2 protein-coding genes are annotated in these 603 nt (G+C 40.1%); both read left to right on the top strand.

What is annotated here, in order from left to right:
- A partial coding sequence (locus tag AC1D7X_RS25835) for an N-acetylmuramoyl-L-alanine amidase family protein (RefSeq protein ID WP_495476443.1) occupies window positions 1–156 on the top strand: 156 nt, incomplete at its 5' end.
- 31 nt (window positions 157–187) lie between these two features.
- A partial coding sequence (locus tag AC1D7X_RS25830) for a hypothetical protein (protein WP_495476442.1) occupies window positions 188–603 on the top strand: 416 nt, incomplete at its 3' end.

Here is a 603-nt window from a genome sequence, read left to right as displayed (position 1 = left end):
TTAGAAGTCATTAGAGATACAACGATGCCCGCAGTTCTTCTCGAAGTGGGTTTTTTAAGTAATAAGTCTGATGAAGAGGCTATGATGTCAGAGAGCGTTCAATCTAAAGCAGCTCAAGCCATCGTAGATGGGATAAAAGAGTATCTGAAGCTATAAGACAGCAAAAAAATAAAGAGGATGTGCTTCTATGAAAAAAGGAATTCATCTTGCTATCTTGGTATGTGTAATCAGTTTATTAGCCGTAGGTTGTGGAAACAAGCCCACTTCTTCAGGGCCGGTGCAAGGTTCTAATCCTGCAAGTGCTGGAATTCCACAGGGAGCTGATCAGGAAGAGAAGAACAAGAAAACTCAAGAAATTCAGGTTTATTACGGTGATGCTCAACTAACCCAACTAGTGAAGAGTACGAAGGAAATTACTTTTGAAGATAACTCTGACAAATACAGTGCAACATTTGCCGCTTTCCAGAGTAAGGATCAAACCGGGTTGATCTCCTTGTGGAACAAGATTGACTTACTATCAACAAAATTCAATCAAGGAATGTTGATATTAGATGTGCATATTCCGGATGAAGCAAGATTAGGTTCTGGAGGAGAGCTTCTAGC

The organism is Paenibacillus sp. Y568 (assembly GCF_059445545.1).
Note: the sequence above shows the minus strand (reverse complement) of the source record. Positions and strands in the feature narration are given on the sequence as shown.